The 23,538-nt window shown below is 72.0% G+C and carries 27 protein-coding genes; 23 read left to right on the forward strand and 4 right to left on the reverse strand.

Annotated features, from left to right (window positions below; genetic code table 11):
- Window positions 1-56: 56 nt before the first annotated feature.
- From FJ658_RS02385 to FJ658_RS02465, 17 genes are all read left to right on the forward strand, one after another.
- Complete coding sequence (locus FJ658_RS02385) at window positions 57-1,139, forward strand: histidinol-phosphate transaminase (RefSeq protein WP_141143786.1); 1,083 nt, start codon at window positions 57-59, stop codon at window positions 1,137-1,139.
- Window positions 1,140-1,144: 5 nt separating this feature from the next.
- The gene (locus FJ658_RS02390) at window positions 1,145-2,263 is read left to right on the forward strand and encodes a thiamine pyrophosphate-dependent dehydrogenase E1 component subunit alpha (protein ID WP_141143787.1); all 1,119 of its coding nucleotides are present in this window, start codon (window positions 1,145-1,147) and stop codon (window positions 2,261-2,263) included.
- Entirely contained in the window at window positions 2,260-3,321 is a 1,062-nt protein-coding gene (locus tag FJ658_RS02395) for an alpha-ketoacid dehydrogenase subunit beta (protein WP_141143788.1), read from the forward strand. Before FJ658_RS02390 ends, FJ658_RS02395 begins: the two co-directional genes overlap by 4 nt.
- Window positions 3,322-3,426: 105 nt before the next feature.
- On the forward strand, window positions 3,427-4,881 hold the full coding sequence (locus tag FJ658_RS02400; protein ID WP_141143789.1) for a dihydrolipoamide acetyltransferase family protein: 1,455 nt from the start codon (window positions 3,427-3,429) through the stop codon (window positions 4,879-4,881).
- An 81-nt stretch (window positions 4,882-4,962) separates the two neighbouring features.
- Entirely contained in the window at window positions 4,963-5,883 is a 921-nt protein-coding gene (locus FJ658_RS02405) for a metal ABC transporter solute-binding protein, Zn/Mn family (RefSeq protein ID WP_141143790.1), read from the forward strand.
- 149 nt (window positions 5,884-6,032) lie between these two features.
- Entirely contained in the window at window positions 6,033-6,884 is an 852-nt protein-coding gene (locus tag FJ658_RS02410) for a metal ABC transporter ATP-binding protein (RefSeq protein ID WP_141143791.1), read from the forward strand.
- A complete protein-coding gene (locus FJ658_RS02415; protein ID WP_141143792.1) occupies window positions 6,881-7,756 on the forward strand; it encodes a metal ABC transporter permease in 876 nt (291 codons plus the stop codon). Before FJ658_RS02410 ends, FJ658_RS02415 begins: the two co-directional genes overlap by 4 nt.
- Complete coding sequence (locus FJ658_RS02420; protein WP_141143793.1) at window positions 7,753-8,160, forward strand: Fur family transcriptional regulator; 408 nt, start codon at window positions 7,753-7,755, stop codon at window positions 8,158-8,160. The genes FJ658_RS02415 and FJ658_RS02420 overlap by 4 nt, the downstream gene beginning before the upstream one ends.
- A 160-nt stretch (window positions 8,161-8,320) precedes the next feature.
- On the forward strand, window positions 8,321-8,941 hold the full coding sequence (locus tag FJ658_RS02425) for a SipW-dependent-type signal peptide-containing protein (RefSeq protein WP_141143794.1): 621 nt from the start codon (window positions 8,321-8,323) through the stop codon (window positions 8,939-8,941).
- A gap of 98 nt (window positions 8,942-9,039) precedes the next feature.
- Entirely contained in the window at window positions 9,040-9,687 is a 648-nt protein-coding gene (locus FJ658_RS02430; protein WP_141143795.1) for a SipW-dependent-type signal peptide-containing protein, read from the forward strand.
- Between the two features lie 46 nt (window positions 9,688-9,733).
- Window positions 9,734-11,083 carry a signal peptidase I gene (locus FJ658_RS16620; protein ID WP_219995692.1) on the forward strand — a complete coding sequence of 450 codons (1,350 nt, stop codon included), beginning with the start codon at window positions 9,734-9,736 and terminating at the stop codon, window positions 11,081-11,083.
- Complete coding sequence (locus tag FJ658_RS02440) at window positions 11,080-11,619, forward strand: hypothetical protein (protein WP_141143796.1); 540 nt, start codon at window positions 11,080-11,082, stop codon at window positions 11,617-11,619. Before FJ658_RS16620 ends, FJ658_RS02440 begins: the two co-directional genes overlap by 4 nt.
- Window positions 11,620-11,821: 202 nt before the next feature.
- Complete coding sequence (gene rpmB / locus FJ658_RS02445) at window positions 11,822-12,058, forward strand: 50S ribosomal protein L28 (RefSeq protein WP_141143797.1); 237 nt, start codon at window positions 11,822-11,824, stop codon at window positions 12,056-12,058.
- Window positions 12,058-12,228, forward strand: a complete 171-nt coding sequence (gene rpmG / locus FJ658_RS02450; RefSeq protein WP_029145259.1) for a 50S ribosomal protein L33 — start codon at window positions 12,058-12,060, stop codon at window positions 12,226-12,228. The genes rpmB and rpmG overlap by 1 nt, the downstream gene beginning before the upstream one ends.
- A gap of 4 nt (window positions 12,229-12,232) precedes the next feature.
- Entirely contained in the window at window positions 12,233-12,538 is a 306-nt protein-coding gene (gene rpsN / locus FJ658_RS02455; protein ID WP_141143798.1) for a 30S ribosomal protein S14, read from the forward strand.
- A gap of 141 nt (window positions 12,539-12,679) precedes the next feature.
- Window positions 12,680-12,967 (forward strand): HU family DNA-binding protein, encoded by a 288-nt coding sequence (locus tag FJ658_RS02460; protein WP_141143799.1) that lies wholly within the window; start codon window positions 12,680-12,682, stop codon window positions 12,965-12,967.
- A gap of 164 nt (window positions 12,968-13,131) precedes the next feature.
- Window positions 13,132-15,105, forward strand: a complete 1,974-nt coding sequence (locus tag FJ658_RS02465) for a cytochrome c oxidase assembly protein (RefSeq protein ID WP_181408296.1) — start codon at window positions 13,132-13,134, stop codon at window positions 15,103-15,105.
- 4 nt (window positions 15,106-15,109) lie between these two features.
- Here FJ658_RS02465 and FJ658_RS02470 read toward each other — a convergent pair whose 3' ends face one another.
- Complete coding sequence (locus tag FJ658_RS02470) at window positions 15,110-16,087, reverse strand: hypothetical protein (protein WP_141143800.1); 978 nt, start codon at window positions 16,085-16,087, stop codon at window positions 15,110-15,112.
- A gap of 148 nt (window positions 16,088-16,235) precedes the next feature.
- On the opposite strand from FJ658_RS02470, the gene FJ658_RS02475 reads away from it, so the two are divergent.
- Both FJ658_RS02475 and FJ658_RS02480 read left to right on the forward strand, forming a co-directional pair.
- A complete protein-coding gene (locus FJ658_RS02475) occupies window positions 16,236-16,637 on the forward strand; it encodes a TIGR03618 family F420-dependent PPOX class oxidoreductase (RefSeq protein ID WP_141143801.1) in 402 nt (133 codons plus the stop codon).
- A 155-nt stretch (window positions 16,638-16,792) separates the two neighbouring features.
- Window positions 16,793-18,085, forward strand: coding sequence for an ATP-dependent RecD-like DNA helicase (locus tag FJ658_RS02480; protein WP_141143802.1), 1,293 nt, complete (start codon window positions 16,793-16,795; stop codon window positions 18,083-18,085).
- A 17-nt stretch (window positions 18,086-18,102) separates the two neighbouring features.
- Here FJ658_RS02480 and FJ658_RS02485 read toward each other — a convergent pair whose 3' ends face one another.
- From FJ658_RS02485 to FJ658_RS02495, 3 genes are all read right to left on the reverse strand, one after another.
- Window positions 18,103-18,678 carry a hypothetical protein gene (locus FJ658_RS02485; RefSeq protein WP_141143803.1) on the reverse strand — a complete coding sequence of 192 codons (576 nt, stop codon included), beginning with the start codon at window positions 18,676-18,678 and terminating at the stop codon, window positions 18,103-18,105.
- Between the two features lie 52 nt (window positions 18,679-18,730).
- Window positions 18,731-19,123 carry a DUF4383 domain-containing protein gene (locus FJ658_RS02490; RefSeq protein ID WP_141143804.1) on the reverse strand — a complete coding sequence of 131 codons (393 nt, stop codon included), beginning with the start codon at window positions 19,121-19,123 and terminating at the stop codon, window positions 18,731-18,733.
- A gap of 97 nt (window positions 19,124-19,220) precedes the next feature.
- Complete coding sequence (locus tag FJ658_RS02495) at window positions 19,221-19,868, reverse strand: dienelactone hydrolase family protein (RefSeq protein WP_141143805.1); 648 nt, start codon at window positions 19,866-19,868, stop codon at window positions 19,221-19,223.
- A 74-nt stretch (window positions 19,869-19,942) separates the two neighbouring features.
- Between FJ658_RS02495 and FJ658_RS02500 the strand changes: the two genes are divergently transcribed.
- The 4 genes from FJ658_RS02500 to FJ658_RS02515 all read left to right on the forward strand — a co-directional run bounded on the left by FJ658_RS02500 (window position 19,943) and on the right by FJ658_RS02515 (window position 23,444).
- A complete protein-coding gene (locus tag FJ658_RS02500; protein ID WP_141143806.1) occupies window positions 19,943-21,406 on the forward strand; it encodes an FAD-binding oxidoreductase in 1,464 nt (487 codons plus the stop codon).
- Between the two features lie 10 nt (window positions 21,407-21,416).
- A complete protein-coding gene (locus FJ658_RS02505; RefSeq protein ID WP_181408297.1) occupies window positions 21,417-21,809 on the forward strand; it encodes a TraR/DksA C4-type zinc finger protein in 393 nt (130 codons plus the stop codon).
- 61 nt (window positions 21,810-21,870) lie between these two features.
- Window positions 21,871-22,881 carry a LacI family DNA-binding transcriptional regulator gene (locus FJ658_RS02510; protein WP_141143807.1) on the forward strand — a complete coding sequence of 337 codons (1,011 nt, stop codon included), beginning with the start codon at window positions 21,871-21,873 and terminating at the stop codon, window positions 22,879-22,881.
- Window positions 22,882-23,048: 167 nt separating this feature from the next.
- The gene (locus FJ658_RS02515; RefSeq protein WP_141143808.1) at window positions 23,049-23,444 is read left to right on the forward strand and encodes a hypothetical protein; all 396 of its coding nucleotides are present in this window, start codon (window positions 23,049-23,051) and stop codon (window positions 23,442-23,444) included.
- The last annotated feature ends 94 nt before the right edge of the window (window positions 23,445-23,538 follow it).

The raw sequence follows: 23,538 nt of genomic DNA on the forward strand, positions 1-23,538 counted from the left end.
TGCCCGGCGTTCCCGGAGATCACGCGCGTTCACCCCGCGACCCTAGGCTGAGCGCCATGGCCGTCACGCTCCGCCCCGAGATCGCCGCGCTGCAGCCCTACCGCCAGGGCCGCCCCGCCGCACCGGACGCGTTCAAGCTCTCGTCGAACGAGAACCCGTACCCGCCGCATCCCGCCGTCGTCGAGGCGATCGCCGCCGCCAGCGTCGAGCGCTACCCCGACGCCGCGGCCACAGCGCTGCGCGCGCGCCTGGCGACGATCTTCGGCGTGGAGGCCGACCGCATCCACGTCGGCTCGGGCTCGGTGGCCCTGCTGCAGCAGCTGATCCTCGCCGCGGCCGGCCCCGGCGACGAGGTGGCCTACTCCTGGCGCTCGTTCGAGGCCTACCCCGGCCTCGTCACGGTGGCCGGCGCGACCAGCGTCACGGTTCCGAACCGCGCCGACGGCGGCCACGACCTGCCGGCGCTCGCCGCCGCGATCACCGACCGCACGCGCGCCGTGATCGTCTGCACGCCCAACAACCCGACCGGTCCGATCGTCACGGCCGACGAGTTCGCCGCCTTCATGGATGCGGTGCCGCCGACCCTGCTCGTGCTGCTCGACGAGGCCTACCGCGAGTTCGTGACCGACCCGGCCGCGGTCGACGGCGTCCCGCTGCTCGAGCGCCACCCGAACCTGGTCGTGCTGCGCACCTTCAGCAAGGCCTACGGTCTGGCCGGTCTGCGCGTCGGCTACGCGCTGGGTCCGGTCGAGATCCTGAACGCGGCGCGGTCGACGGCCATCCCGCTCTCGGTCACCGAGCCCGCCCAGCGCGCCGCGATCGCCGCGCTCGACCACGACGCCGAGCTGCGCGAGCGCGTCGCCGAGCTGATCGAGCGCCGCGACCGTCTGCGTGATGCGCTGCGCGCCCAGGGATGGTCGATTCCCGAGCCGCAGGGCAACTTCCTCTGGCTCGCGACCGGCGAGCACAGCCCCGCCGCGGCCGAGATCCTGGAGAAGCACGGCATCGTCGCGCGCGTCTTCCCCGAGGGCATCCGCGTCTCGGTGGGCGAAGAGGAATCTGTCGAACCTCTCCTGCGATCTGCGGAAGAGGTTGTGAGAACCCTCCCACTGGGGGCCGGAAACGCGGGTCTAGGCTGAACTCCATGCTTGCCGACGCCGCGCCCATCCAGCTGCTCGCGCCGGACGGGAGCCTCGTGCGGAACGCCGCCAACGAGGAGTTCCTGCCCCGCATCGAGGCGCTCGACGACGCCGCGCTGCAGCGGTTCCACCGCGAGATGGTGGTCATCCGCCGCTTCGACATCGAGGCCGGCAACCTGCAGCGCCAGGGCCAGCTCGCCCTTTGGATCCCGAGCCTCGGCCAGGAGGGCGCCCAGGTCGGCGCCGGCCTCGCGGCCCGCCCGCAGGACCACATCTTCCCCGCCTACCGCGAGCACGTGGTCGCCAAGATCCGCGGCGTCGACCCGATGCGTCTCATCGAGATGCTGCGCGGCCTCAGCCACGGCGGCTGGGACCCGAAGGAGCACAACAACCTCCACCTCTACACGCTGGTGATCGGCTCGCAGTCGCTGCACGCGACCGGCTACGCCATGGGCGTCGCCCTCGACGGCGCCAGCGGCACCGGCGACCCGGAGAAGGACGAGGCGGTTCTCGTCTTCTTCGGCGACGGCGCCACGAGCCAGGGGGATGTCAGCGAGGCCTTCGTCTTCGCCTCCAGCTACCAGACCCCCCAGGTCCTGTTCCTGCAGAACAACCACTGGGCCATCTCGGTGCCGGTCGAGCGCCAGTCGCGCACTCCCCTCTACCTGCGCTCGCAGGGCTTCGGCATCCCGAGCTGGCAGATCGACGGCAACGACGTGCTCGCGAGCTACGCCGTCACGAGCACCGCACTGGATGCGGCCCGCTCCGGTCAGGGACCGCGCTTCATCGAGGCGCTCACCTACCGCATGGGCGCCCACACCACGAGCGACGACCCCACCAAGTATCGGCAGAACGACGAGCTCGCCTACTGGGGTGAGCGCGACCCGATCAGCCGCTACGAGGCGTTCCTGCGCGCGCGCGGAGCGAGCGAGGAGTTCTTCGCCGACGTCGCCCGCGAGGCCGAGGATCTCGCCGCCGATGTGCGCCGCAAGACCCTGGAGCTCGTCGACCCGCCGACCAGCAAGATCTTCGAGCACGTCTACAGCGAGCCGCACCCCGTGATCGAGCAGCAGCGCGCCTGGCTCGACGCCTACGAGCGCTCCTTCGAAGGGACCGAGGGATGACCGACATCCACACCGACGCCGCGACGTCCACGCCCGACGCCGGCACGACCCCGCCCGCCGTCACGGCGGCCGAGCCGACCGTGCAGAAGCTGACCCTCTCGAAGGCCATCAACTCTGGCCTGCGCCAGGCGATGCTCGACGACCCCAAGGTGCTCATGATGGGCGAGGACATCGGCCCGCTGGGCGGTGTCTTCCGCGTCACCGAGCACCTGCACGCCGAGTTCGGCGACAAGCGCGTGCTTGACACCCCGCTCGCCGAGTCGGGCATCATCGGGTCGGCCATCGGCCTCGCGATGCGCGGCTTCCGCCCCGTGGTCGAGATCCAGTTCGACGGCTTCATCTTCCCGGGCTTCGACCAGATCACGACCCAGCTGGCCAAGCAGACCTACCGGCACGAAGGCAGCCAGTCGTTCCCGGTCGTCATCCGCGTGCCCTACGGTGGCCACATCGGCGCCGTCGAGCATCACCAGGAGAGCCCCGAGGCGTACTTCGCGCACACCGCGGGTCTGCGTCTGGTCAGCCCGGCGACGCCGCACGACGCCTACTGGATGATCCAGGAGGCGATCCGCTCGAACGACCCCGTGCTGTTCCTCGAGCCGAAGAGCCGCTACTGGCAGCGCGGCGAAGTGCAGCTGGATGCGGGCACCGCGGTGCCGATGCACCGCAGCCGCGTCGTGCGCACCGGCACCGAGGTCACGCTGATCGGCCACGGCGCCATGGTCGCGACCCTGCTGCAGGCCGCCGAGATCGCCGCCGAGGAGGGCACGAGCGTCGAGGTCATCGACCTGCGCTCGATCTCGCCGATCGACTACGTCCCGATCATCGAGAGCGTGCAGAAGACCGGTCGCGTCGTGGTCGCGCAGGAGGCGCCGCAGAACGTCAGCGTCGGCTCCGAGATCGCCGCGACGATCGCCGAGCGCGCGTTCTACTCGCTCGAGGCCCCGGTGCTGCGCGTCAGTGGATTCGACACCCCGTTCCCGCCCGCGAAGCTCGAAGGCAGCTACCTGCCCGACGCCGACCGTGTGCTCGAGGCCGTCGACCGCGCGCTCGCCTACTGACCGACTGCACCGACCGACCGCATCGACCGACCGCCGAACCCCGCCCGCAGAATCCCCGCGCGACAGCCGGACCGTTCTTCCGCATCCATACCGAAGGAGCACCCTGTGGTGGCATCCGAGTTCCCCCTTCCCGACGTCGGCGAGGGTCTGACCGAGGCCGAGATCGTCAGCTGGCGCGTCGCGCCCGGCGACACCGTCACGGTCAACCAGGTGCTGGTCGAGATCGAGACCGCGAAGTCGCTCGTCGAGCTGCCGTCGCCCTTCGCCGGCACCGTGCAGGAGCTGCTGGTCGATGAGGGTGCGACCGTCGAGGTCGGCACGCCGATCATCCGCGTGAACTCCGCCGCCGGGTCGATCGACCTGCAGGCGCCGGTGAGCGACGAGTCGGCGTGGGTCGGCCCGACCGACACGAACGATCACGCCCCGCGCGCCGCCGCCGCGGCACCGGGCGCGCCCGGTTCGGTGGATGCCGCTGCCGCGGCCCCCGCTCCCACCCCGACTCCCGCGCAGGCCGCCGAGCAGGAGGACAAGCCCGGCGCCGTGCTGGTCGGCTACGGCTCGGCCGGCGGCCACGCGACCTCGCGTCGCCGTCGCCCGGCTCCGCTGCCGACGCCCGACGGCTCCGCGCCCGCCGCGACCGACCCGCAGCCCGCCCGCCCGGCTGCCGCGGCCCTCGTGTCGGTGCCCGCCGCATCCGCGTCGCCCGTCATCGCGAAGCCCCCGATCCGCAAGCTCGCCAAGGATCTCGGCGTGCAGCTCGAGACCGTGCCCGGCACGGGTCTCGCCGGCGAGATCACGCGCGACGACGTGATCCGTCACGCGCAGCAGGCGAGCGTGTTCCGCAACATCGAGACGCCCGAGTGGCCGACCGACCGCGAGGAGCGCATCCCGGTGAAGGGCGTGCGCAAGGCGATCGCCAAGGCGATGGTCGAGAGCGCCTTCACGGCCCCGCACGTCAGCGTGTTCAGCGACGTGAACGCGACCCGCACGATGGAGTTCGTCAAGCGCCTCAAGGCCTCGCCGACCTTCGCGGGCGTGCGCGTGAGCCCGCTGCTGGTCATGGCCAAGGCCGTGATCTGGGCGGTGCGCCGCAACCCCACGGTGAACTCCAGCTGGACCGACAAGGAGATCATCGTGCGGCACTACGTGAACCTCGGCATCGCCGCGGCCACGCCGCGCGGCCTGATCGTGCCGAACATCAAGGACGCCGAGAAGCTCAGCCTGCTCGAGCTCGCGCAGGCGCTCGAGCAGATGACGCTCACCGCCCGCGACGGCAAGACGCAGCCGGCCGAGATGGCGGGCGGCACGATCACGATCACGAACCTCGGATCGTTCGGCATGGACACGGGCACCCCGATCCTGAACCCGGGCGAGGTCGGCATCGTCGCGCTCGGCGCGATCAAGCAGAAGCCGTGGGTGATCGACGGCGAGGTGCGTCCGGCCTTCGTGACGACCGTGGGCGCGAGCTTCGACCACCGCGTCGTCGACGGGGATGTGGCGAGCCGCTTCACCGCCGACATCGCGGCCGTGCTCGAGGAGCCGGCGCTGTTGCTCGACTGAGAGCGACCGCCGGCCGCGCCAGCCGCGGCTATTGATAAGCGTTTTGACTTCGATTATCAATAAGGCGTACGCTCGCGTCTCGTGAAGACCCGAGCCCTCGCTGCCCCCGCTCTGCTCGCCGTCGCCGCCCTCGGGCTGGCCGGCTGCGCATCCACCTCGTCCGATTCCGCCGCGGGCGCCGACAGCGGCACCGTCACGGTCGTCGCCTCGACCGACGTCTACGGCTCGATCGCCGAGGCGATCGGCGGCGACGCCGTCACGGTCACGAGCGTCATCGACGACCCCGACAAGGACCCGCACGAGTACGAGGCCGACGCCCGCACGCAGCTCTCGCTGTCGAAGGCCGACATCGTGATCGAGAACGGCGGCGGCTACGACGACTTCATGGACACCATGCTGAAGTCGGCCGACAACTCCGACGCCGTCGTGCTCAACGCGGCCGACATCTCGGGCTACGACCAGGAGCCCGCCGAGGGCGAGTTCAACGAGCACATGTGGTACGACTACCCGACGGTCGGCAAGGTGGCCGAGCAGTTCGCCGCCGCCGTCGAGAAGGCCGACCCGGATGCGGCCGACACGGTCAAGGAGAACCTCGCGACCTTCCAGAAGGGCCTCGACGAGCTGACCGCCGACGTCGACACGCTGAAGGGCACCGCCGAGGGGCAGTCGGTCGCGATCACCGAGCCCGTTCCGCTCTACCTGCTCGACGCCGCCGGCTTCAGCAATGCGACCCCCGACGAGTTCAGCGAGTCGATCGAGGAGGGCACCGACGCGCCCGTGCGTGTGATGCAGGAGACGCTCGCCCTGTTCAGCGAGAAGAAGGTCGCGCTGCTGGTCTACAACGAGCAGACCGACGGCCCGCAGACCGAGCAGGTGCTGGCCGCCGCGAAGGACGCCGGCATCCCGGCCGTCGGCGTGACCGAGACCCTGCCGAAGGGTGAGGACTACCTGAGCTGGCAGACGAGCGTGATCGAGCAGATCAGCTCGGCGCTCGGCGCCTGAGCCGACCGACCGCGACCGACCGACCGCGACCGACCGACCGCGACAGGGAGCCCGCCACGAGCGCGACGCCGACGTACCCCGCGACGACCCCCGCATCCCCCGCTCCGGCGGCGGACGCGGGGGTCGCCCGCGCGTGGGAGCATGAGGGGATGACGGTGCTGCGGCTGAGCGGGGCGAGTCTCGCCTACGGCAGCCGCCGCCTCTGGAGCGGCCTGGATCTCGAGGTCGCCACGGGCGAGTTCGTCGCCGTGCTCGGCGCGAACGGCTCGGGCAAGACCAGCCTGCTCAAGGTGATCCTGGGGCAGCAGCAGCTGACGGCCGGGTCGGCCGAGCTGCTCGGCGAGCGCATCCACGGCGGAGATCGCCGCATCGGCTACATCCCCCAGCAGAAGCTGGCCGAGCCGGGCACGCCGCTGCGCGGTCGCGACCTGGTGGGCCTCGGCGTCGACGGCCACCGCCTCGGGCCGGGCTGGCCGAGCCGTGCGCGACGTGAGCGAGTGGATGCCCTGCTCGACTCGGTCGGAGCATCCGGTTTCGGCGACCGCCCCCTCGGGCAGCTCTCGGGCGGCGAGCAGCAGCGCCTGCGCGTGGGCCAGTCGCTCGCGGGTGACCCGCGCCTGCTGCTGTGCGACGAGCCGCTCATCTCGCTCGACCTGCGGCACCAGCGCGAGGTGAGCGAGCTGATCGATCGGCAGCGTCGCGAGCGCGAGCTCGGCGTGCTGTTCGTGACGCACGACGTGAACCCGATCCTCGGCATGGTCGATCGGGTGCTCTACCTGGCGAACGGCGCATTCCGCATCGGCACGCCCGACGAGGTGCTGCGCAGCGAGGTGCTGAGCGAGCTCTACGACTCGCCGATCGACGTGATCCGCACGGGCGGGCGCGTGGTCGTGGTCGGGGTCCCCGACTCGTCGCACCACCACGATGACGAGGATCACGCCGAGCACGCGGGCCACCCGCACACCTCGGGGTTCACCGCCGGGCAGGGAGGCCTCGCGTGAACGACCTCTGGAGCGCGATCTTCGACTTCAGCGACTACGGCGAGCTGATCGTGCTGCTGCGCAACTCGATCTTCGCCGGCGCGGTGCTCGGCATCGCGGGCGGGCTGATCGGCGTCTTCGTGATGCAGCGCGACATGGCGTTCGCCGTGCACGGCATCAGCGAGCTGAGCTTCGCGGGGGCCTCGGCGGGTCTGCTGCTCGGCCTCGGCGTGGTGCAGGGCGCGGTCGTCGGCTCGCTGATCGCGGCGGCGCTGATCGGCATCCTCGGCACGCGAGCGCGTGATCGCAACTCGATCATCGCCGTGCTGATGCCCTTCGGTCTCGGCATCGGCATCCTCTGTCTGGCGCTGTTCCCGGGCCGATCGGCGAACAAGTTCGGCCTGCTCACCGGACAGATCGTCGCGGTCGACGACCCGCGTCTCGGCGCGCTGCTCGTGATCTGCGCGGTCGTCGTCGTGGGTCTGGCGGTCGTGTGGCGTCCGCTGGTGTTCGCGAGCCTGGATGCGGATGTCGCCGTCGCCCGCGGCGTGCCCGCCCGCGCTCTCTCGCTCGTCTTCATGCTGCTGCTCGGTCTGACGATCGCCGTGAGCGTGCAGATCGTGGGGGCGCTGCTGGTGCTGTCGATCCTGGTGACGCCGGCCGCGGCGGCGCTGCGGCTCACCGCATCCCCGGTGTGGGTGCCGGTGCTCAGCGTCGTGTTCGCGACCGTGTCGCTGGTGGGCGGAATCCTGCTGGCGCTGGGCGCGTCGGTGCCGATCAGCCCCTATGTGACCACGATCTCGTTCCTGATCTACGTGATCGCGCGGGTGATCGCCTGGCAGCGCTCGCGGGTGCGACGCGAGAGAATCATCGCGACGGAGGTTCTGGCATGACCGCACGACGCAACACCTGGCAGCGCGAGGCCGTGCGCGGGGCGCTCGGCGACCGCGACGGCTTCGTCAGCGCGCAGGCCCTGCACTCGGGGCTGCGCGAGCAGGGCTCGACGATCGGGCTCGCCACCGTGTACCGCGCGCTCGCCGACCTCGAGTCGACGGGCGAGGCCGACTCGCTGCAGCAGGAGGGCGAGTCGCTCTACCGCGCCTGCACCCCCGGCAAGCACCACCACCACCTGATCTGCCGCAGCTGCGGTGCGACCGTCGAGATCGAGGCGGATGCGGTGGAGACGTGGGCGCACCAGGTCGCCGCGAAGCACGGCTACACCCTGCCCGAGCACGTGGTCGACGTCTTCGGCCTGTGCCCGGCGTGCACGGCGAAGGGTCTCGGCGCGAAGGGCTGAGGCGGTCTCAGGCTCCGAGCAGACTCCGGGGTGACCCGGGGGTGACCTGAGCGCGTCTCAGGCGTACCCTGTCGGCACGGGATCGTCGGCGCGGGGAAGGGCACCGAGTTCCTCCACAACCACCGCGTCGACGCAGTGACGGCAGATCAGGGAGCCGGTCATGACGACGACAGTTCAGGAGACGACCCGACCGAGGCGCTGGCGTTCGCGCCGGGTGGCCGCGATCCTCGCCGGAGGCCTCGTGCTCGGCGTGGGTGCCGCGGCGACGCTCGCGGCGTGGAACGACTCCGAGTTCGCCCAGGGCACGTTCACCGCAGGAAGCTTCGACATGGTCGGCTCGACCGACGGCACGACGTTCGCGAACCACAACGCGGTGGGCACTCCGGCCACGCTCGCGTTCACGGTCCCCGCGGCGGCGCTGACCCCGGGTGACGTGACGGCGGCGCCGTTCGCGGTGCAGCTCACCGCGGCGACCACCAATGCGGCGACCGTGACGGTGACGAGCGCGGCGACCAGCGGCACGGTCTCGAACCTCACCTACACGCTGCTGCAGACCACGAGCTTCGGATGCACGGCCGCCACGACCGGCACCGCGCTGGTCGCGGCGGGCACCGCCATGGACAGCACGGGCGGCACGGCGGTGACGTTCGACCTCGCGAAGGGCACGGGCGGAGCGGCGGGAGCGCCGGTCAACCTGTGCTTCAAGGTGACGGCCGGCTCGGGTCTGGTGCAGGGCCAGACCGGCACCGCCACCTGGCAGTTCGCGGCCCAGTCGGTCTAGCGATCGGGCGGGCGATGGATGCGGGCGACAGCGCGTCGCCCCGGTCGCCCGCCCCCGCATCCACTGCGTCGACGCACGCCGTGGCCGAGGCTCCCTTGATGGAGCCTCGCGTCACGGAGACTCCTCGGCGGCGCGTGTCGGTGCGGGTGCGGGCGGCGATCGCCGGCGGGCTCGCTCTCGGACTGGGGGCCGGCTTCACGCTGGCGGCGTGGAACGACGCGGAGATGGCGCGGGGCACGTTCACCGCGTCGTACTTCGGCACGCAGTCGAGCGTGAACGGCGGCGCCTTCGCCGACAGCGCGACGGCTCCCGGGGTGACCGTGGCGCTGTCGGCGACCGGCTTCGTGCCGGGGGTGCCGAGCTACACGAACGTGCGCATCCGCACGATCGCGCAGTCGGTGACCGGAACCGCCAGCCTCGGCGGGGCGACCATGTCGGGCACCGGCGGGGCGACCCTCGGCGCCTGGACGCAGTACCGCGTGGTGCGCCTCGACACGGCCGCGACCTGCGACGCGACCGCGTTCGCCGGCACGCCGAACTGGGTCGTCGGCTCGGCGAGCACCGCACCGACGCTGACCACCGGGCAGAACAGCGGTGTCGTGAATCCGCTGGCCGCGGCGGCCGGCGCGACGCCGGGCACGGCGACGGCGTTCTGCTTCCAGGTCTACCTCGCCGAGAACGCCCCGACCACGACCCAGACGCTCAGCGGCTCCGCGACCTGGACCTTCACCACGCAGTCCAGTTGAGCCGCCGCATCCACTCGCCTCTGACCCCCCGACCAGGAGAGATCCCGTGACCCGCACCAGCACCTCGCCGATGGCGCACCGCCGCCCGGCGCCGCGGGTGCGGGCGCGCTCGGTGCTGGTGGATGTGGTGCTCTGGCTGGCGGCGGCCGGCGGTGCGGTCTGCCTCGCCGCGGTGGTCGCGGCGACCGTGTTCCACGTCACGATCATCCTGTTCTCGACGGGGTCGATGACGCCGACGATCCCGGCCGGGTCGGCCGCGATCGTGCAGCAGATCCCGGCGACGGAGGTGAAGGTCGGCGACGTCGTCACGGTCGACCGGCCGGGCGGACAGCTGCCGATCACCCACCGCGTGCGGGTGATCGAGACGGTCGGCGGCCCCGACAGCGCCGAACGCGACCTGACCCTGCGCGGCGACGGGAACGCGAGCGACGACCCCGAGCCCTACCGCGTCAACCAGGTGCGCATCGTGCGGTTCTCGGTGCCGGGCGTGGCGCCCGTGGTCGCCGGGTTCGGCAACCCCTTCGTGCTCGGCGCGCTGACGATCGGCGCCGCCATGCTGGTGACGTGGGCGTTCTGGCCGCGGCGCCGACCGGGCGAACCGGACCCTCGCGACGAGCTCGAGCCGCGCGCGGCGACGGCGCCCGGGGGCGCGACCCTCGCCGTCGTGCTGGTGACCGCCGGTGCGGCGACGCTGATCCCGTTCGTCGCACCGGCCCCGGCGTCCGCCGAGGAGCTCGAGACCATCGTGCGCAGCGAGCACATCGAGCTGATCAGCATCGGCGACGTGGAGGCGATGGAGTCGATGGCGCCCGGCACCAGCGCCGACTGGCAGGTGGGCGTGCGCAGTCACGACTCCGACGTCGGCACCCTGCACGTCGGGCTCGGCCTCGATTCGCCGCCGGCGTCGGCCGCCGGTCTGAGGGTGGATGTGCTCGGCTGCGACGTGCGCTGGAGCGGCGGCGTGTGCGCGGCGGGAGAGGAGCCCTACGTCGTCGGCAGCAGCGTCGTCGCCGCGACCGCGCCCGCCACGGCGATGGACGCGCGCTGGTTCGCCGACGTCGAGATCCCGGCGCAGCAGTGGATGCTCGTGCGGGTCTCGGTGGCCGAGGGCATCCCGAACGAGGCCGAGGCGCTGCTGCGCGTGCAGGTGTGGGGCGCCGGGGATGCGGGTGTCGGCAGCGGCGGGGTCGGCAACGGCGACGGATCGGGCGGCGGTGCCGGTGGCGCCGGTGGCGCGGGCGGTCTCGGCGGCTCCGGCCGCGGCAGCCTCGCCGGAACGGGCGTCGCCGGCAGCTGGCCGGCCGCGCTCCTGGCTCTCGGTGCGGTCGGCAGCGGGCTCGGGCTCGCCGCGCTCGCGCGGCGCCGACGCTCGTGGATCCCCGGGGGTGCGGCGTGAGGCGCGCATCCACGGAGCAGATCGCGACCGGCCGACGCCGCTGGGTCGCGCCGGCCGCCGCGCTCGCCGCGGCCGCACTGGGGTTCGCGGTCGCCTTCGGTGCCGGCAACACGATCCACCGCACGGATGCGGCCTGGACCGACGCCGAGGTCGTGACCGGCACGCTGACGACGCTCAAGGTGAACCCGGTGACGGTGTTCGCCTGCAACCCCAATGAGGCTCAGGTGAGCCTGCTCGGGGGCGGCGCGGTCCCGCTGGTGTGGACGGCACCCGTCGCGACCGCCGACGGCCTGGCTCCGACCTCGTATCTGCTGTCCTGGTCCGGCACGGCCGGGAGCGGCAGCGCCGAGGTCGCAGGCAACGTCACGAGCTACAGCATCTCGATGGGCGTGCTCGCACTCGGGCAGTCGTCGACGGTGACGATCACCGCCAAGTGGAGCAACGGGAGCACCACCTGGCTCGCCGCCACCTCGCCAGCGAAGACCTACACGATCACCACCGTGCTCGGTCTGCTCAACGGCTATCGCTGCAGCTGACGCCCGCATCCCGGATTGCCGGGGAGCGGATCGTCGGGTACCCTCGGAGGGTTGCGCATCTCGGTGCGCTTCTTCTTGTGTGCCACCGCATCCTGGATGCGGCCTCGGCACGCCGACAAGTGACCTTGGGTGGGTCGGCACGGGATTCGTCTCGCCGGCCCACGGTAGCCGACGGAGAGATCCGTCTCGATTTGGAGGAACCATGGCAGCCGTGTGCCAGGTGACCGGAGCCGTTCCCGGCTTCGGACACAACATCTCGCACTCGCACCGCCGGACGAAGCGCCGCTTCGACCCGAACGTGCAGAAGAAGAAGTACTACGTCCCGTCGCTCAAGCGCACCGTGACCCTGACGCTGTCCGCCAAGGGCATCAAGGTCATTGACGCTCGCGGCATCGAGTCGGTCGTCAAGGACCTGCTGGCCCGTGGGGAGAAGATCTGATGGCCAAGAAGGCACAGGACGTCCGTCCCATCATCAAGCTCCGCTCGACGGCCGGCACCGGGTACACCTACGTGACCCGCAAGAACCGCCGCAACAACCCCGACCGCATCGTGCTCAAGAAGTACGACCCGGTGGTCCGCAAGCACGTCGAATTCCGAGAGGAGCGCTAAGGCCATGGCCAAGAAGAGCAAGATCGCCAAGAACAACCAGCGCGCCGAGATCGTCGCGCGGTACGCCGCGAAGCGCCTCGAGCTGAAGAAGGCGCTCATCGACCCGAACGGGACCGACGAGTCGCGTGAGGCCGCGCGCCAGGGCCTGCAGAAGCTGCCCCGCGACGCCTCGCCCATCCGTCTGCGCAACCGCGACGCGATCGACGGACGCCCCCGCGGTGTCCTCAGCCAGTACGGCATCTCGCGTGTGCGTTTCCGTGACATGGCGCATCGCGGAGAATTGCCCGGAATCACGAAGTCTTCCTGGTAGGTTCAGTGGCGGTTCGGGGGCATCCCCGGGCCGCCACCGGCTTTTCAGAGGCTCCCCCGGAGTCCGCGCGGGAGCCGGTGAACGTCCCGTTCATCTCTGATCGCGGTATCGAAAAACTGCAGAAGGTCCAGGAGGACATCCATGGCTGACAACACCCTGAACAAGACCGAGCTCGTCGCGAAGATCGCTGCCGACTCGGGTCAGAGCCAGGCCGCCGTCGGACAGGTCATCGACTCGCTCTTCGCCACGCTGGCCGAGTCGGTCAAGTCGGGCACCAAGGTCTCCATCCCCGGCTGGCTGTCGGTGGAGCGCACCGAGAGCGCCGCGCGCGAGGGCCGCAACCCCGCCACGGGCGAGACCATCAAGATCCCCGCGGGCTACCGCGTCAAGGTCTCGGCGGGCTCGAAGCTCAAGGCTGCCGCCAAGTAAGTCTCGCGACTTCACCGAAGGGCGTCGACCATCGCTGGTCGGCGCCCTTCGTCGTATCCGGATGAGCTTCGGCTCGGGGCACGTCGTCATCGGAGGTGACGGTCGGATGCGGTGCTCCGGATGCGGTGGGAAGCCGCACAGCCGCGAGAGCCTAGAATTCCGGGGTGCCGCGCCCTCTCAAGGTGGCGGGTCCCGCCGCCCTCGTCGCGGCCGCCCTCGTCGCCGTCATCCTCGCCCTCGCGTTCGGCGGCGGTGCGCAGGCTCCCGCGATCGTCGACCCCGGCCCGATCGTGCGCTGGGGACTGCCGATCTCGAAGACCCTCGTCAACCTCTCGGTCGGACTGACCCTCGGCTCGCTGCTGCTGGCGCTGATCGCGCTGAGCCCCCGCGAGCGCGAGTACGCGCGCGCTCTGGATGTGGCCGCCGCGGCCGGCGCCGCCTGGACGGTCACGAGCGCGGCGACCGCGTTCTTCACCTTCCAGAGCGTCTACGTGCAGCCGGTCGCGTTCGACGACAGCTACGGCCAGGCCTTCGGGCAGTTCCTCACGCAGGTATCGGCCGGTCAGGCGTGGCTCGTGATGATGCTCGCCGGCGCGGTCATCACGGTGCTCTGCTTCGCCGTGCGCCACCAGGTGCTGCTGCTGGGCGTGTTCGTGGTCGGCGCCGCGGCCCTGGCGCGTCTGTCGAACGAGGGGCACTCGGGCGACAGCTCGACGCACGACATCGCCGCGACCGCGATCTGGCTGCACATGGGTCTCGCCGCGATCTGGCTCGGCGGCCTGCTGACGCTCGTCCTGCTCAAGGGCACCCTCGACCGCGGGCGCCTCGTGACGGTGCTGAGCCGCTACTCGACCCTCGCGCTGATCGCGTTCATCGTCGTGGCCGCATCCGGCTACGTCAGCGCGGCGATCCGCGTCGGCAACCTGCCGAACCTGCTGACGCCGTACGGCATCCTCGTGCTCGTCAAAGTCGCGGCGCTGCTCGCGCTCGGACTGTTCGGGGCCGTGCAGCGGCGGGTGCTCATCCGGGGCCTGGGTCGCAGCGAGGGCAGCAGCCGCTTCTGGATCCTCGTCGTCGCCGAGATCGCGTTCATGGGCATCGCCTCGGGTGTCGCCGTCGCGCTCGGGCGCACGCAGACGCCGATCGCCGACACCGGCACGGCCGACCTGAAGGCCCCGACGCCGGCCGAGCTGCTGACCGACAAGCCGCTGCCGCCCGAGCTGACGCCGGTCGGCTGGATCACGTCGTGGAACCTCGACCTGATGTGGGCGCTCATCGTCGCGTTCGGCATCTTCTTCTACCTCGCCGGGGTGTGGCGGCTGCGTCGCCGCGGCGATCACTGGCCCTGGTATCGCGCGGTGCTGTGGGTGGTCGGGATGCTCGTCCTCCTGTGGTCGACGAACGGCATGCCGAACGTCTACGAGGAGTACCTGTTCAGCGCGCACATGATGGTGCACATGGTGCTCACCATGGCCATCCCGCTGTTCCTGGTGCTCTCGGCTCCGGTGACGCTCGCGATGCGGGCGATCGACAAGCGGCAGGACGGCAGTCGCGGCCCGCGCGAGTGGATCCTGCTGGCGGTGCACTCGAAGATCGCCGGGTTCCTGTCGCACCCGATCGTGGCCAGCATCCTGTTCGCCGGGTCGCTCTGGGTCTTCTACTACTCGCCGCTGTTCCGCTGGGCGACGAGCGATCACCTCGGGCACGTGTGGATGACCGTGCACTTCCTCATCACGGGCTACCTCTTCGTGCAGATGCTGGTCGGCATCGACCCGGTGCCGCACCGGCCGCCGTATCCGCTGCGCCTGCTGCTGCTGCTCGCCACGATGGCGATGCACGCCTTCTTCGGTCTGTCGATCATCGAGAGCTCGGGGCTGTTCCTCTCCGACTGGTATGGCGCGATGGGGCGCACCTGGGGCGATCCCCCGCTCGTCGACCAGCAGGCCGCGGGCGGCATCGCGTGGAGCGTCGGCGAGATCCCGACCGTGTCGCTCGCGATCCTGGTCGCGGTCATGTGGTCGCGCAGCGACGCGCGCGAGGCGAAGCGCCGCGACCGCAAGGCCGATCGTGACGGCGAGGCCGATCTCGAGGAGTACAACCGGATGCTCGCCGAGCGGGCGGGCACGCGCGGGGAGTGAGCGCTCACCCCTCGGGGTCGACCGGGGTGATCGTGACGCTGTCGCCGTCGATCGTGATGTCGTAGGCGACCTGGAAGTCGACGTCCTCGTCGTACTTCGTGATCGTGCCGTCGGCGAGCGACTGCACATCCATCGACAGGTTCGCCGTGCCGGACGTCGGGCTCACGCGCCATTCGCCGGTCGCGTCGCCGGCCGTGATCTGCACGTCGGGGTAGGAGTCGATCGACCAGGTCGGCGGCGACGACACCCGGTCTTCGATCTCCTGGCCGAACGGGCATCCGGTCGGCTGCAGCACCTTCTGCGTCGCGCAGGAGTCGAGGAAGGCGTCGACCTCCTTCTGGATGCGGTCGGTGAGTCCCTGGGTCGGCTGCACCTCGAGCTCGACCGCGTCGGCATCGCCGGTGGAGTCGAGCACGACGGTCTGCGCGGTCGCGGCCAGCAGGCGGGTGCGCGCATCCACCTCGTAGGCGCCGGGCACGAAGAGGGCGTACTCGGTGCCCTCGCTCGCGTCGCCGTCGACCGACGCCGGCACCTCGTTGACGCGGAAGCTCGTGTCGCCTGCGACCGAGACCGGCAGCGTCGCGACGGGTGAGGTCGCGAAGCGCCAGGCCGGGAAGAACGCGAAGCGCGAGCCGGAGCGCTCGACCTCGAAGCTGGTCTCGCCCTGCTGTCCGCCGGCGCGCCAGCGGAAGGTGACGGTGTGGATGCCCGCCGACTCGGTGTCGGAGACCTGCGCCACGTCGGTGAGTTTCGCGCCCGTGCGCAGCACCGCCGTGCTGAGCAGGTGCGCGTTCGCGCCGTCGGCGTCGACGCCCGGGATGCGCAGGGCGCTCTCGGCGTCGCCGCGGGTGAGGGTGTCGAGGTAGTCGCGCACGAACGAGCCGGCGCTGAACGCGGTGCCGTTGAGGGCGACCACGCCGCCGATGCTCGCCACCAGCACGAGACCGACGGCCACGAGCCAGGAGACGACAGAACGACGCACGCTCACATCCTACGGAGGGGCGGATGACGCGGTCACGGCCTGTGCGATGCGGCCGCGCGCACCCGCCAGAATGGAGGCGCACCTGCCGGGCGTCGCACGGCGGTTCGCACGACGGTCGTCCCCCGTCGCGCCGAACGGAGTTCCACCCATGCCCGCCCTCTCCGACGTGCGCCTCGGCGCCGACGCGCTCACCTTCCTCAGCGAGTACCACCTCGCGACGCTCTCGACCTTCGCCCGCGACGGCGGCATCCACTCGGTCGCCGTCGGCTTCACCTGGGATGACGGCACCCTGCGCGTCATCACCTCCGGCGGCACGCAGAAGGTGCTGAACGTGCTGCGCACCGGCCGGGCGTCGATCTGCCAGCTCGACGGCGCGCGCTGGATCAGCTTCGCCGGCGCCGCCGAGATCGACGAGGATGCGGCGGCCGTCGCCGACGCCGAGCGCCGCTACGCCGCTCGCTACCGCGAGCCGCGGCCGAACCCCGAGCGCGTCGTGCTGCGGATGACGGCGGCGACGGTCATGGGCTCGCCGGGGATGCTCGAGCGCTGAGCCCGGACTCGCCGAGGCCGCCGGTGCGGCCGACGCCGCGGTGGAGAACCGGGGCGTGCGGATGCGCATCCCGGCTACCATCGTCGGGTCGCGCCCACCGGTGCGATGCCGACCCGCGCGCACGCTCTGCGTGACCTGCGCCGTCCGGAGGTGTCATGGCGCTGCCCGAGCTCTCGCCCGAGCAGCAGGCCGTCTTCGACGCGATCGAGACGACCAACGGCCACATCTTCGTGACCGGGCGGGCCGGAACCGGCAAGTCGACCCTGCTCGAGCACCTCTCGTGGAACAGCTCGAAGGCGCTCGCGATCTGCGCGCCGACCGGCGTCGCCGCGCTGAACGTCGGCGGCCAGACCATCCACTCGCTGTTCCGGCTGCCGATCGGCGTGATCGCCGACCAGGCGATCGAGCAGAGCGCCGAGCTGCGCAAGCTGCTGGGCGCGATCGAGACGCTCGTCGTCGACGAGGTCTCGATGGTGAACGCCGACCTGCTGGATGCGATGGACCGGTCGCTGCGTCAGGCGCGCGGCCGCCCGCACGAGGCCTTCGGCGGGGCGCAGATCGTGCTGTTCGGCGACCCGTGGCAGCTCGCGCCGGTTCCCGGCGACGAGGATGAGCGCGCCTACTTCGCCGACCGCTACCGCTCGATGTGGTTCTTCGACGCGAAGGTGTGGGACGAGGCCGACCTCACCGTCTACGAGCTCGGCACCATCCACCGCCAGCACGAGCTCGAGTTCAAGCAGCTGCTGACCGCCGTGCGGCACGGCAGCGTGACCGCCGAGATGGCGCACCGCCTCAACACGGTCGGCGCGCGGCCCGCCCCCGACGACGGCACGATCACGCTCGCGACGACGAACGCGACCGTGAACCGCATCAACGGCCAGCAGCTCGCCCGGCTGCCCGGTCGCATCCTGACCGCCCGCGCGGAGGTGACCGGCGACTTCGGCAACCGCGCCTTCCCCGCCGACGACAAGCTCGAGCTGAAGAAGGGCGCGCAGGTGATGTTCCTGCGCAACGACGCCGGCGGCGACGGGCGCTGGGTCAACGGCACGGTCGGCACGGTCGAGCGCATCGACGACACCGTGTGGGTCGACGTCGATGGCGAGCTGCACGAGGTGCTGCCGGCCACGTGGGAGCGCTACCGCTACCGCTACTCGGCCGCGACGAAGCAGCTGCAGCGGGATGTGGTGGCCGAGTTCACGCAGTTCCCCCTGCGGCTGGCGTGGGCGGTCACGATCCACAAGTCGCAGGGCAAGAGCTATGACCAGGCGATCATCGATCTGGGTCCGCGCAGCTTCGCGCCGGGGCAGACCTATGTGGCGCTGTCGCGCATCACGCGGCTCGAAGGGCTCTACATGACCCGGCCGCTGCGGCCGAGCGACATCATCGTCGACGATGCGGTGCGGCGATTCATGTCGCGCGTGACGGCGATCCCGGGCATCTCGGCGTAGGGCGCAGGGCACCCGCCTCAGTGCAGGTGCAGCCCCGGCAAGTTCAGCTCGTGCACCGAGGGGAAGCTGCCGGCCTCGGTCGCGCTGAGGCCGGTCGTCGTGAGGGCGGCGATCACGAGCGCTCCGGCGCCGACGCCGAGGAGGAACCGGGCGGTGCTCGCGAGGGAGGCGGGGGCGGCGGGATGCTCGTCGGCGGCAGGTTCGACCTCGGGTTCGGACGCACCCGATTCCTCGGCCCGGCGCCGGCCGCGCATCCGCAGCGCCAGTCCGACCGCGACGACGGTGTCGAGCAGGGTCGCGATCACGAGCGGCAGCGGGCGCAGCGCCGCCGTCACGTCGGTCGAGTGCAGGGCGGATGCCGCGAGCAGCACCACGATCCAGCCGACGAGCGGCAGCAGCACGAACAGCAGGGCCAGGCGCTGCAGCGGCGGCTCGTCCCGGGCGAAGCAGAACGTCCCCCAGGCGAACTCGGCCGCGCCGAGCAGGGCGAACGCGACGGCGAGACCGGGCGGGGCGCCGATCACGAGCGCCAGGTGGATGAGACCGGCGCCGAGCGCGGCGAAGCCGAGCCAGATGCGCAGGATGGGTGACACGGCAGCGGTGAGCGGGCGGCGAGCCGGCGACGTCAGCGGGTGGGCGCGGGCGTCAGCGGGTGACGGGCTTCTTCGCCTTCGGGCGCTCGGCGCCGAGGCCGACCGCGAGCAGCACGACCGAGCTGGCGAAGTGCAGCACGTTGTCGGGGGCGTTGATCGCGAGGAAGTTCACCGGGGTTCCGAGCAGGAACAGTCCCGCGACGCCGAGCACGAGGTAGGCCGCGCCGACGATCGTGTTGACCGTGCGGGCCGAGGCGACGCCGCCGAAGATCGCGGCGACCGCGAGGATCAGCCCGATCAGCAGGTGCGCGCAGTTGTGCAGCAGGTTGACGCCGAAGATGCCGAGGATCGCGCCGCCGTCGGGCAGGACGAAGCCCCAGATGCCGATCGCCACGAAGAACGCGCCGAAGATCGTGCCGAGCACGCGGTTGGGTGACGATCCCATCGTCGGCTCCGATCCCCCGTGGCGCCTCGGGAGGGCGCCGATCGGCACAGATTATCGGGGTCGAGGGCCGCAGGCCAGCCTGCGAGACCCCTGCGACTCAGCTCGAGAGCTGCGACTCCAGGAACGAGGCGGAGCGGGCGAAGGCCAGCGCCGCCGCATCCCGGTCGAAGTCGGCGCTCGCCGTCGCGTTCGCGAAGCCGTGGGCGGTGCCGGAGTAGCCGTGCTGCTCGATCGGGGTGCCGTCGTCTTTGAGGCGGGCGACGAAGGCGTCGGGTTCGGCGCCCTCGGGCCACTCGTCGGTCTCGGCGAGGTGCAGCAGCACGGGGGCGGGCAGAACGCCGTGCACGCTCTCGCCGAGCGTCGCGTAGTAGGCGACCACCGCATCCACGGCCCCGGTCTGGGCGAAGCGCAGCGCATGCCAGCCGCCCATCGAGAAGCCGATCACGCCGACGCGCTCGCTGCCCTCGCCGCGCAGCTGCTCGAAGGCGAGGTCGAGTTCGGCGTCGACGCCGTCGTTCGTGAGGGTCGTGAGAAGGCGCTCGGCCTGCTCGGCGTCGACCGTCGCGACGCCCTCGTAGAGGTCGGGCACGAGCACGCGGAAGCCGACGCGGGCGAGTGCCTCGGCATAGCCCTCGAGCCAGGGCAGGCGGCCGAACCAGTCGTGCACGACCACGAGCCCGGGGGCGCCCGGCGTGCCGTATTCGAGCGGGACGCCGGGATGGGGGATCGGCACGAGCGCTTCCACGGGGACATTCTCACAGTGGATGAAGCGCCCGTGAAGGAGGGCGCGGCGCGGTAGCTTCGCCGCAGGAGGTCGGGATGAGCGAGGGCATCGGCGAGGTCGACGGCGGAACGCGAGGGACGGGTGGCACGCGCAACGGCGAGGTCTCCTGGTGGTGGCGCGACCTGGGGCACACGGCGTCGACACCGCGGCGCGCGCCCCTGCCCGGTGATGTGGATGCCGACGTCGCGATCGTCGGCGCCGGCTACACCGGGCTGTGGGCCGCCTACTACCTGAAGCGCGCCCAGCCCGACCTGCGCGTCGTCGTGCTCGAAGCCGAGTTCGCGGGCTTCGGCGCCTCGGGGCGCAACGGCGGCTGGCTCACGAACTCGGTCACCGGCGGGCGCGAGCGCTACGTCGCGACGCACGGGCGGGATGCTGCCGTCGCCCAGCAGCGCGCGCTGAACGAGACGGTCGACGAGGTCATCCGGGTCGCGGCGGCCGAGGGCATCGACGCCGACATCGTGAAGGGCGGCGAGCTGAACGTGGCGCGCTCCGCATCCCAGGCCGCCCGGCTGCGCAGCACGGCGCTCGCCGAGGCGGCGTGGCCGCACACCGACACGGTCGAGTGGGATGCGGCGCAGACCGGTGAGCGGGTGCGGGTCGCGGGCGCGGTGGCGGGGCTGTGGCATCCGCACTGCGCGCGCATCCACCCGGCGAAGCTCGTGCGCGGGCTGGCGGAGGCGGTCGAGCGGCTCGGGGTGCACATCCACGAGGGCACGCGGGTGAGCGAGATCCGCGCCGGTGCGGCGATCACCGACCACGGCACGGTACGGGCGGCGCACGTGATCCGGGCGACCGAGGGCTTCACGGCCGACCTGCGCGGCGAGCACCGCACCTGGCTGCCGATGAACTCGTCGCTGATCGTGACCGAGCCGCTGCCGGCGGCGGCCTGGGATGAGATCGGCTGGAAGCACGGCGACACCCTCGGCGACTTCGCGCACGTCTACATGTACGCGCAGCGCACGGCCGACGACCGCATCGCCTTCGGCGGGCGCGGGGTTCCGTATCGCTACGGCTCGCGGGTGGATCGCGACGGGCGCACGCAGGAGGCGACGATCACGGGGCTGACGGCGCTGCTGCGCTCGTTCTTCCCGGTGCTGGCCGGGCCGGCCGCCGCATCCACCGGCATCGCGCACGCCTGGTCGGGCGTGCTCGGGGTGCCGCGCGACTGGGCGGCGACGGTGGGCGTGAACCGGGCATCGGGCGGCGCGGCCGGCAGCACCTACTGGGCCGGCGGCTACGTCGGCACGGGTGTGACCGCGACGAACCTGGCGGGACGCACGCTGGCCGACCTCGTGCTCGAGCGCGACACCGAGCGCACGCGGCTGCCCTGGGTCGGGCACCGCGCCCGCAGCTGGGAGCCCGAGCCGTTGCGCTGGCTGGCGGTGCACGGCATCTACGCCGCCTATCGCGCGGCGGATCGCGCCGAGTCGCGGCCCGGCGCGGGCACAGGAACGGCGTGGCCGGCGCGGATCGCCGACGTCATCGCGGGGCGCTGAGGCCCGGGTCATGGACGCTCGGTCGGCGAACGACGGTGGTGCGGATGGCGCGCACGCGCACGCCCTGATCGCCGCGCGGCGCGGCGTGGTGGCCGGGCAGCTCGCCGACGTCGAGCGGCAGCTGGTGGGCATCCGCGTCGCTCGGGGCGAGTGGACCGACGAGGAGCACGACCCGGAGGGCTTCACCCTCACGCACGAGTGGTCGCGGCTCGAGGGTGCGCGGGCCGAGGCGGCGGCTGAGCTGGTCGAGCTGGATGCCGCCGCCGCGCGTGTCGACGCCGGCGCGTTCGGCGTGTGCGAGCGCTGCGCTCAGTCGATCCCGGATGCGCAGCTCGAGCGCCGCCCTGCGCGCACGCTCTGCGTGGACTGCGCCGACGCGGTCGCGCGCCGCGCCCGCCGCTAGCCGCGCCGTCGCGCCCACCACCCGCGGCTCCGCCCCGATGCCGCGCACTACCCTTCGAATCATGGACCCCGTGCGCGCGCCGAACATCCGCGACGTCGCGCGCGTCGCCGGGGTGTCGTACCAGACCGTGAGCCGCGTGCTCAACGACAGCCCGAGCATCCGGGTCGAGACCCGCAAGCGCGTCGAAGACGCGATCGCCGAGCTCGGCTACCGCCCGAACCCCGCCGCCCGCGCCCTCGTCGCCGGGCGGTCGCGCACGATCGGGCTGCTGTCGGCATCCACCGCCTACTACGGCCCGGCGACGGCGATCACCTCGATCGAGGCGGCCGCGCGCGAGGCCGGCTATCGCATCAGCATCACGAGTCCGGCGTCGAGCGACTACGCCTCGGTCGCCGCCAGCGTCGAGTACCTGCTCGGCCAGGGCGTCGAGGCGCTCGTGATCGTCGCGCCGCAGGTGCGCGTGTTCGAGGCGGTGCGCGCCCTCGGGCTGTCGGTGCCCGTCGTCACACTCGAGTCAGCGGCGATCGCGGATGCGCCCAGCAGCCTCAGCGTCGACCAGGTCGAGGGCGCGCGGGTCGCGACCCGGCACCTGATCGAGCTCGGGCACGAGGAGATCCTGCACATCGCCGGTCCGCAGGACTGGATCGAGGCCGAGGCGCGCATGCAGGGCTACCTGCGCGAGCTCGACGCGCACGACCTGCGCACGCGGGCGCCGATCCTGGGCGACTGGTCGTCGTCGTTCGGCTACTACGCCGGGCTCGAGCTGCTGCGGGTGCGCGACTTCACGGCCGTGTTCGCCGGCAACGACCAGATGGCGCTCGGGCTGCAGCACGCCTGCCGCGAGATGGGGCTGGATGTTCCGGGCGACATCTCGATCGTCGGCTTCGACGACATCCCCGAGGCCGCGCACTTCGCTCCGCCGCTGACGACGGTGCGGCAGAACTTCCCCGAGCTGGGGCGGCGCGCGCTCGCGCTGCTGCTCGCTCAGCTGCGCGGCGAGGCCCGGAGCGATGCGTCGATGGTGCCTCCGGAGCTCGTGGTGCGCGCATCCACGGCGCCGCCGCGCCGCTGACGGCGGCCCGCGACAGCGCGTCGACGGCGCTTCGGCAGTAACCGCGAAAACTGCCCCTTGACGGATGTGACCGTTTCAGCGGTAAAGTCTCCCCACCTCGTGTGAACGGTCACATGAGCGGATGACATCGGAGTCGCCGTGCTGGGAACCATGCAGGAGCGCCGCGCATGACCGCGCGTGCCGCCGAGCTCGAGGTCGCCGTGGCCCGCACGCGCGAGGCGATCGCCGAGGCCGACGCGCAGCTGCGCGACGAGGGTCTGCTGGATGCGGGCGACCGCGTGAGCGCGCGCGTCGCCGACGAGCCGCTGTTCCTCATCACCCCCGACGGCCTCGCGCCGCACGGGCCCGAGGGCTTCGCCCTGGTGCAGGACGACGCCAGCGTCGTGCCGCACACCCCCGGCGGCGACGTCGATCCGCACGCGGTCGCCGAGCACGCGCGGCGCTACCGCATCGATCCCGGACTCGGCGCGCTCGTGCAGGCCGGCGGGCACCGCATCGGCGGCGCCGACCTGCCCGGCGCGGTCGCCGCGACGCGCGAGCTGCGCGCGCATCCACCCATCTGAATCCCCTGATCCGACGCCCGGCACGGCATCCCGCGCCGACGCCCACCGACCTGATCCACCACCTGGCACCACACCCCTCACCACCACCCCGATG

It is taken from the genome of Schumannella sp. 10F1B-5-1, assembly GCF_006517535.1.
In the GTDB taxonomy this organism is placed as follows: domain Bacteria; phylum Actinomycetota; class Actinomycetes; order Actinomycetales; family Microbacteriaceae; genus Schumannella.

Coding starts and splice junctions, on each gene's coding strand:
- FJ658_RS02385 (WP_141143786.1), top strand. CDS start 57: ATGGCCGTCACGCTCCGCCCCGAGATCGCCGCGCTGCAGCCCTACCGC.
- FJ658_RS02475 (WP_141143801.1), top strand. CDS start 16,236: ATGCCCGCCCTCTCCGACGTGCGCCTCGGCGCCGACGCGCTCACCTTC.
- FJ658_RS02395 (WP_141143788.1), top strand. CDS start 2,260: ATGACCGACATCCACACCGACGCCGCGACGTCCACGCCCGACGCCGGC.
- FJ658_RS02505 (WP_181408297.1), top strand. CDS start 21,417: ATGGACGCTCGGTCGGCGAACGACGGTGGTGCGGATGGCGCGCACGCG.
- FJ658_RS02430 (WP_141143795.1), top strand. CDS start 9,040: ATGGAGCCTCGCGTCACGGAGACTCCTCGGCGGCGCGTGTCGGTGCGG.
- FJ658_RS02390 (WP_141143787.1), top strand. CDS start 1,145: ATGCTTGCCGACGCCGCGCCCATCCAGCTGCTCGCGCCGGACGGGAGC.
- rpmB (WP_141143797.1), top strand. CDS start 11,822: ATGGCAGCCGTGTGCCAGGTGACCGGAGCCGTTCCCGGCTTCGGACAC.
- FJ658_RS02510 (WP_141143807.1), top strand. CDS start 21,871: ATGGACCCCGTGCGCGCGCCGAACATCCGCGACGTCGCGCGCGTCGCC.
- FJ658_RS02515 (WP_141143808.1), top strand. CDS start 23,049: ATGACCGCGCGTGCCGCCGAGCTCGAGGTCGCCGTGGCCCGCACGCGC.
- FJ658_RS02425 (WP_141143794.1), top strand. CDS start 8,321: ATGACGACGACAGTTCAGGAGACGACCCGACCGAGGCGCTGGCGTTCG.
- rpmG (WP_029145259.1), top strand. CDS start 12,058: ATGGCCAAGAAGGCACAGGACGTCCGTCCCATCATCAAGCTCCGCTCG.
- FJ658_RS02420 (WP_141143793.1), top strand. CDS start 7,753: ATGACCGCACGACGCAACACCTGGCAGCGCGAGGCCGTGCGCGGGGCG.
- FJ658_RS02480 (WP_141143802.1), top strand. CDS start 16,793: ATGGCGCTGCCCGAGCTCTCGCCCGAGCAGCAGGCCGTCTTCGACGCG.
- rpsN (WP_141143798.1), top strand. CDS start 12,233: ATGGCCAAGAAGAGCAAGATCGCCAAGAACAACCAGCGCGCCGAGATC.
- FJ658_RS02460 (WP_141143799.1), top strand. CDS start 12,680: ATGGCTGACAACACCCTGAACAAGACCGAGCTCGTCGCGAAGATCGCT.
- FJ658_RS02490 (WP_141143804.1), bottom strand. CDS start 19,123: ATGGGATCGTCACCCAACCGCGTGCTCGGCACGATCTTCGGCGCGTTC.
- FJ658_RS02500 (WP_141143806.1), top strand. CDS start 19,943: ATGAGCGAGGGCATCGGCGAGGTCGACGGCGGAACGCGAGGGACGGGT.
- FJ658_RS02410 (WP_141143791.1), top strand. CDS start 6,033: ATGACGGTGCTGCGGCTGAGCGGGGCGAGTCTCGCCTACGGCAGCCGC.